Here is a 7,597-nt window from a genome sequence, read left to right on the forward strand (position 1 = left end):
TGATGGATGGTGATGTAAGTCGGCAACAAATTTGTTTAAACCAGCAGATATAAAAAAAGCCGTCCCAATTGCTAAGGACGGCCTAAAAAGCCTAAAATTAATGGTTTTTAAAATCCGAAGGTTAAGCCAAAGCTCAAGTTTTTATAATCTGCAGGACCTTCGTTTTTAGCAAAAACATCGTTAAAGTAGTATTTAAAAAACAAGCCGCCGCCACCGTATCCTAGCCTAATGCTTGCGCCGTACCGAAAAGGCTCTAGGTTAAAGTCGTCTTTAAATTTTTCTTTACCCTTCTCTTTGCTTATCTGTTTAACTTTTCCGTTCAGCAAAAAGCCAACCTCGGGACCAAATACAATAGAGGTGCGTTTACCTTTTTTTGATTGTGGCGAGCGGTATTCAAAATATAACGGTACGCGGATGTATCTGCTAGAAAAACGGTTTTTCTCGTAATCTATCGCATCGTCTGTTATGGTTAAAGTAGGTTGTTCGGGTTGTATGGTTACGTTTTGTTTTAAACGCATGTGGTTCCAATCCAAGCCCGCAGCCAAAACCACTTTCAAATTAGGGTTAAACCTTATGCCCATTTGCAATAAATCAAAGCCCACGTTGCTGGTTTTCCAAGTTTCCGTTTCTAAATCGTAACCGTTAGGCGCGCCAAAATCAGATCCGGTATGGTATTTACTTAAGCCGATGTCAAAATGTTCAAAAGTTAAACCGTAGGTAAAGCGCGGGTATTTCACGGTTTTCTTTTCGGTTTTTGTCGAGTCTTTTTTGCCAACGGTAACTTTTACGGCGCCTGCTTCAATAATCACGTGCGAGCCGTCCGTTTTTTTTACAGAAGTGGTATCGCTGCTTTGTGCCTGCGCCGCGGAGCCCATTAGTAAGCCTAGCGTTAATAGATATAGTTGTTTCATTTTACTGTTTTTTAAACTTGAATAGTCCTAAGTTGATTTCTGTTATTTCGTTGTCGCTTTCTGCGGTTTGGCTCATCTTAATCAGTTTGTCTTCCCGTTTATCCACCTTCGCTATCACAAAGTTTACCAAATCGCCTACGGTATTTATTTTAACTTTTTTATCATTAGCTATTGTTGTTGCTACGGTGTTTTCGCTTACGCTGATGTTGTTTTCCGTATAAACTTTGGCAATTTTGTTTTGTTCTTCCTGTTGCAACAACAGCTCGGTAACTGATTTCGCACGCAGGGGTTTTACTTCTGCTACAAAAGCTTCGGTTGTTGCGTCCAGCTTTAATTCGTCACCTTTTACGTCCTCGGCATTTGGCAGATGATTTTCGCTTTCCAGTTTTTTGGCAGGATAATTTTTTTGTGGTTTAGCAGCTGCAAACTGTTTTGATGAATTTTTTGTATCAAATTCTTTTTGGAATGTTGTTTCTGAAGGACTTTCTTGCGCCAGTTCCTCTACTACATGTTTCCGTAGTTTAATCACTTCAACCGGTTTGTTAAACAAGCTGATGCCGAAGCCGGCCACAATTACAAAGCTTGCCGCTGCCATCCAAAGCGTTTGCTTGTTTTTCTTTTTAGGTTTCGATTTTAGCGTTTCTGCTATTTTATCCCAGCTGTTGTTGGCCGGTTCAAGCTCAAAACCTTCAAAGGCAGATTTAAAAACCTGATCAAAATCTTTATCCAACATTTGTTTCATTTTTATATCCCTCCAACTTTAAAACCTGTTCTTTTAAGATAGCGCGCGCTCTGGATAATTGCGATTTGCTTGCGCCTTCGGTAATCCCTAATTTCTCTGCAATTTCTTTGTGCGAGTAGCCTTCAATGGCATACATGTTAAACACCAGGCGATAGCCGTTGCTTAAATTTTGTACCAAGCGCATCAAGTCTTTAGCATGTATTTGGCTCATGTCAAAATCCGATGACCATTGCTGGTTAACATCCTCGTCAATATCTACCACATTTAAATTGCGTAGGTTTTTACGGTAAAACTCTATGGATGTGTTTACCATAATCCGTCGCATCCAACCCTCAAAAGAACCTTCGCCACGGTATTCGCCCAGTTTTTTAAACACCTTGATATAGCCCGTTTGCATCATGTCTTCAGCCTCAAAGCGGTCTTTAGCATAGCGCATACAAATTCCAAGCATTTTGGCCGCCGTGCTTTTATACAAAAGTTCCTGACTTTGCCTATTGCCCTTTTGGCATCCAACAACTAATTCTTCTAAGGTGTAGCGCTGTTTCAAATTATCCCGTTTCTATATGCAAGATGCACCTTTTCTTAAATTGGCAGCAGCAATCTTTATTTTTTTCTGCGTTTTAACACGTCACCGAGTAACCTTTGTAGATATTCTACTGCGCAAGCATTGGCCAAAGGCCGATATTTCTGCTTGCGGTAAGCAGGTGTTTCTATCATAACCAAGTTGTCATCAATTGCTTCAAATCGTTTTTTTTTTGTTTTAGGATGCGGAAATGATGGAGCCAGATAATTGTTTATAAACTGAAACCAAGTGCGTTATTTTTCGTAAAAGAGGAAACAACCACCACAAACAATTTGTTATTTGATGCACCTTTACTTTTTTAGGTTTCATAATTTCTTTAAAAAGCATATCGGTGCAACTGTGCACACGATGTTATTGGCCTTCTTCTTTACGCTGTTAGCAGTAGAAACCAATGCTCAAGTTTGCGGCACTTCTGGCTTAGACGGCCCACAAAATGCCGTTCCGCCGGTAAACACCTATTTTCCTTTAGCTTCAAATGCCACATTACCTGCAGGTAGCAAAAGCATCACATTATTGCCTGTACCGCCGGATGATCCTAACTTCAATTTAAGCTATGGCGTTACACCTATAAAATCTGGAGATCTAATCCTAATTATCCAGATGCAGGATGCCGAAATCAACTATAATAATTCTGATAAATATGGTAGTGGTGCTAGTAACTCGGGTCCGGATAGTAAAGGCGGTACCGGCTATACCAATTTGGGCAACTCCGGTAAATTTGAATATGTAGTAGCTACGAGTGACGTGCCTTTAACAGGCGGCGTTTTAACATTTCGCGGTGCAGGTGCGGGCAACGGTTGCGTAAACACCTACACTAATGCAGATGGTACAACAACCCGTGGACAAAGGCGCTTTCAAATAGTGCGCGTTCCGCAATACTCTAACTTAATATTAACTACAAATATTACTACGCCTCCCTATAATGGGAGTGTGGGCGGTATTATTGCTTTTGATGTTGCAGGAACCATGCAGTTTAACGGTTTTATTGTTGATGCATCTGCTAGAGGTTTTAGAGGTGGTTATGGACCCAGGGCTAGCTCTGGCGCAAATATCAATTCTTTTTATGTAGGACTGTCTTCATCCACTTTATCTGTTGGTAAAGGTGAAGGGGTAGGGGGAACTCCACAATTTATGTGGGATGGATTTAATCAAGTAAACAACGGAATCGATGGATTACCTGGTGGGTCTTATGGAAAAGGCGCTCCTGCAAATGGAGGAGGAGGAGGAAATGACCATAATGCTGGTGGTGGCGGTGGCGGTAATGGGGGTTCTGGTGGTGTTGGAGGACGCGGATGGGAAGGGCACTCAGGAACAAATACTTACCCTAATGGGGGTAGGCCAGGAAGTAATATTACTGCACTTGATCCGGCAATTTTAGTTATGGGCGGTGGAGGAGGAGGAGGAGATGCCAATGATGCACTTTCTGGTGTTACAGGTGGAGTTGGGGGTGGTATTGTGTTGATTAATGTGGAAAAAATAGATGGTTTTGGGGTTATAAAGTCCAATGGAGGTAATGGCGCTCCCGGTACATTTGGTTCATCGCCCGATGGTGCGGGAGGCGGTGGTGCAGGTGGGACAATTTTTGTGCGATCATTATCACCAAGCCCATTAGCTAATTTAACACTAGAGGCTAAGGGGGGAAGAGGAGGAAACAGTTTAAACGATAATAATGATGAACATGGGCCTGGAGGAGGAGGAGGAGGAGGTTTTATCTATACTCAAATCCAGTCTGCAGCTATTGCTAAAGATGTTTCAAAAGGTTTATCAGGAAGAGCGAATAACGGCGCAGGCATTAGTCACGGAGCTGCAGACGGCACAGACGGGCAAACCAAAACCTTCACAACTACAGATTTGCCAGTTCACCTACAAGGTGGTGGTTCAATTTGTTACCCAGTACTTACCACTACACTTACAGAAGAAAATCCGGGCGCTGCTGGTGCTAGAACTGCTGGAACAACGGCAACTTACACGCTTACTATTCAAAATGCACCAACCAATGGCAATGCCGGAAATGTAGAAGCATGGCTTAACTTACCCTCAAGTTTTAAAGTAAGTAGCATTTCTTATGCTTTAACTGGAGATGCAGCCGGAACGCTTGATGCAACTCCGCATATTGGTGCATCTGGAATCATGAATTTCGGAAATTTCAATATTTCTCCGGGCGATAAAGTAGTCATTACCATAGTAGTAGACATTGCTTTAAATGCGCCTACGGGTGTTTATCATGCAAGTGCACAAGCTACTTATTTAGATCCCACCCGAACAAACCTCAACCCTTTTAGAAAAATCACTGGCTCAGCTGATCCATTTACTGGATATAATACCACATATGAAAGCGGAACTATTTCAAATGTAATAGGTACAAACTATAACGGAGATTTGCTTTCGGCTACAGCAGAAGATGTTTATATAAATGCTTTAGCCGTAACAGGATCATGTGATGCAATTACTGGTGGAGGGTTTGAATCTTATACACCTGGTGATTATACCTCGATAGATAAATGGTTACCTGTGAATTCTGGTGATGTTGTAAAAATCGTCAATCAAGCAACGCTAAAGGGAGCAATTATAAAAAATAAACCAGGAGAAAGATACTCTCTTCAACAAACTGTTATTTCTATTGAACCTTCTACGCCTTATACATTAACATTTAATTATAGAAATTGGGACGCCTGCGGTAGTCCCTCGGCATCAAAATCTTTTGTTACAATTCTAGATGCTACTACCAACGCGGTAATTGTTCCTCAAACAGAATTTATTGCAGATAACTCTCCAGCTATTGGGTCAATTCCTTTTAATACGCTCCCTAATACTACCTCAGTAATTATAAAAATAACCGATGCAGGTTCGCCAAACCCGGCTTGTGGTACATTTATAGACGATATATCTATAGTATCAAATCTTAATCTTAGCTATACAGTAACAAATGTTACTTGTAACGGTGCAAATAATGGAAAGGTCACACTTAGTTTATTGACAGGTGCGGCTGCTCCCTATAAAGTTTCTTATTCATTAAATGGAGGTAGTTATACTTCTCCTACAGCTCTTAATCCAATTAATAATTCAGGAACACCTTTAGTGTTTCCTAACTTGATTCCAGGAAACTACGAAGCGAAAATTGTTGACGCTAACGGGTGTGTAAATACCAGAAGTTTCAACATTACTGAGCCTCCAGTTTTGGCCCTTTCAGAAACTCATATTGACAATTCTTGTAATAACAATTCTATTGGAGCAATTGATTTAACAGTTACTGGAGGAACTGCACCATATACATATGATTGGAAAAAGGACGGTGTAGCTTATGCTGCTACTCAGGACATTAGTAGCCTGCCGCCAGGTAGTTACACGGTTTCTGTAACGGATAATAATAGCTGTCTCAAACAACTTTCAGTAGATATTCTTCCGCTAACTCCATTTGCGCTTACGGGAAGTCAGACAAACATTGTCTGTAATGGATCAGCAACTGGTGCTATTACATTAAACCCATCGGGCGGAAAAGCACCATATAGTTTTGATTGGAGTAATGCATCACACGATCAGAATCAGACAAATTTAATTGCTGGAAATTATACCGTTATAGGAAAAGATGCTCTAGGATGTGAAATAGCATTGAGTTTTACACTCTCTGAACCTCCATTGCTCACTATAACCGGAACGGCTACTCCGATTTTATGTAATGGAGATAAATCGACCGTAACTTTGACCGCTGGAGGAGGCACAGGATCTTATCAATACAGTATAGATGGAGGAGCTAATTATCAATCGTCCGCAACGTTTAACAATTTATCAGGCGGTAATTATACCTTTTATGTAAAAGATGCCAATGGTTGTATAAAAACATTTGACAGTGCTATCGCCGAGCCTACATTGTTAACTTTAACAGGAAGCAACACTCCTATTCTTTGTTATGGGAATAAATCAACAGTAACCTTAAGTGGAGGAGGAGGAACAGGAACTTATCAATATAGCATAGACGGGACAAACTATCAGGCATCAGCAATATTCGGTAATTTATCAGGAGGAGACTATACGTTCTACATAAAAGATGCAAATAATTGTATAAAGACCCTTGATATAGCTATTGCGGAGCCAGCTCTCCTTACTGTTAACGAAACTCATCAAAATATTAATTGCTTTGGAGATGCGACTGGGGAGATTAGTGTTGCAATTATAGGAGGAACTGCCCCATACTCTTTTACTTGGAGTAACGGAGAAACATCTTTAAATCAATCCAACTTGCCGGCCGGTACTTATACATTGGATGTTACTGATGCAAACAATTGCACAACAAGTAAAAGTATCACAATCACACAACCTCCTGTTATCTCTATTGCTTTTAGTAGAGTAAATGTAAAATGCTTTGGACAGGCAACAGGTAGTATTAATGCAACAATTTCAGGAGGTACTGCACCGTATACATTTGAATGGAGTAATGGTGCAACATCAGAAGATGTTAATAACCTGCTAGCTGGCTCATATAGTTTAGTTGTATCAGATGCTAATGGATGTCTAGGTTTTGCAAGTTTAAATATTACCCAACCGCCAGCAGCTTTAACTTTAACAGAAACCCACATTAATAATACCTGTTTCAGTCAAAATGCTGGCTCTATAGATTTAAATGTGAGTGGGGGAGTTTCCCCCTATATATATAGCTGGAGTTCTGGTGAGAGTACACAGGATTTAAGTGGACTTGCCCCAGGTAATTATACGGTAACAGTAACGGACGCTAATCTATGTACAGCCAATAAAACAATCACAATCACACCGTTGACTCCATTTACTCTTACTAGCTCCAAAACTGATGTAAAATGTAATGGGGCTGCCACAGGGGAAATTGTGCTGGATTTATCTGGCGGTACATTACCTTATAATATTATTTGGAGTAATGGAGCTACAACAGCTATTGTTCAAAATTTAATCGCAGGTACTTACACTTATACCGCAACAGATGGTAATGGGTGCCAAATTTCCAACACTATAACCATAGCAGAACCAGCAGCGTTAAGCTTATCCAGTATAAAAACAGACGTGAAATGCTTCGGGGACAATACGGGAGCAATAGACATCACAGCGACCGGCGGAACGGGAAGCTATGCTTACGCCTGGGACAACGGAAGGACCACGGAAGATCTGACAGGCCTCACGGCCGGGACCTATAAAGTTATCGTTACGGATGCGAACGGATGCCAGGCGACAGAAACGGTCACCATCACCCAGCCAGCAGTTGCACTTTCGATAAGTAAAGCCCAAACAGACGTCAAATGTTACGGCGATAATACGGGAGCAATAGACATCACGGCGACCGGCGGAACGGGAAGCTATACCTACGTTTGGGACAACGGGAAGACCGGTGAGGACCTG

The 7,597-nt window shown here is 41.2% G+C and carries 3 protein-coding genes and 1 pseudogene; 1 reads left to right on the forward strand and 3 read right to left on the reverse strand.

What is annotated here, in order from left to right; genetic code table 11:
• Positions 1 to 107: 107 nt before the first annotated feature.
• The 3 genes from BCY91_RS08345 to BCY91_RS08355 are packed head-to-tail and all read right to left on the reverse strand — an operon-like array spanning position 108 to position 2,200.
• Positions 108 to 911: an outer membrane beta-barrel protein gene (locus BCY91_RS08345; protein ID WP_120181483.1), complete on the reverse strand. Its 804-nt coding sequence runs from the start codon at positions 909 to 911 to the stop codon at positions 108 to 110.
• 1 nt (position 912) lies between these two features.
• Entirely contained in the window at positions 913 to 1,653 is a 741-nt protein-coding gene (locus BCY91_RS08350) for a hypothetical protein (RefSeq protein ID WP_120181484.1), read from the reverse strand.
• A complete protein-coding gene (locus BCY91_RS08355) occupies positions 1,634 to 2,200 on the reverse strand; it encodes an RNA polymerase sigma factor (RefSeq protein ID WP_120181485.1) in 567 nt (188 codons plus the stop codon). Before BCY91_RS08355 ends, BCY91_RS08350 begins: the two co-directional genes overlap by 20 nt.
• Before the next feature lie 318 nt (positions 2,201 to 2,518).
• Between BCY91_RS08355 and BCY91_RS08360 the strand changes: the two are divergent.
• Positions 2,519 to 7,597 (forward strand): annotated as a pseudogene (locus BCY91_RS08360) (SprB repeat-containing protein); the annotation flags it as partial.

This window comes from Pelobium manganitolerans (assembly GCF_003609575.1).
GTDB lineage: Bacteria > Bacteroidota > Bacteroidia > Sphingobacteriales > Sphingobacteriaceae > Pseudopedobacter > Pseudopedobacter manganitolerans.

What these genes read in the sequence shown, in the direction of transcription:
- BCY91_RS08345 (WP_120181483.1), bottom strand. Translation starts at nt 911, where the DNA reads ATGAAACAACTATATCTATTAACGCTAGGCTTACTAATGGGCTCCGCG.
- BCY91_RS08350 (WP_120181484.1), bottom strand. Translation starts at nt 1,653, where the DNA reads ATGAAACAAATGTTGGATAAAGATTTTGATCAGGTTTTTAAATCTGCC.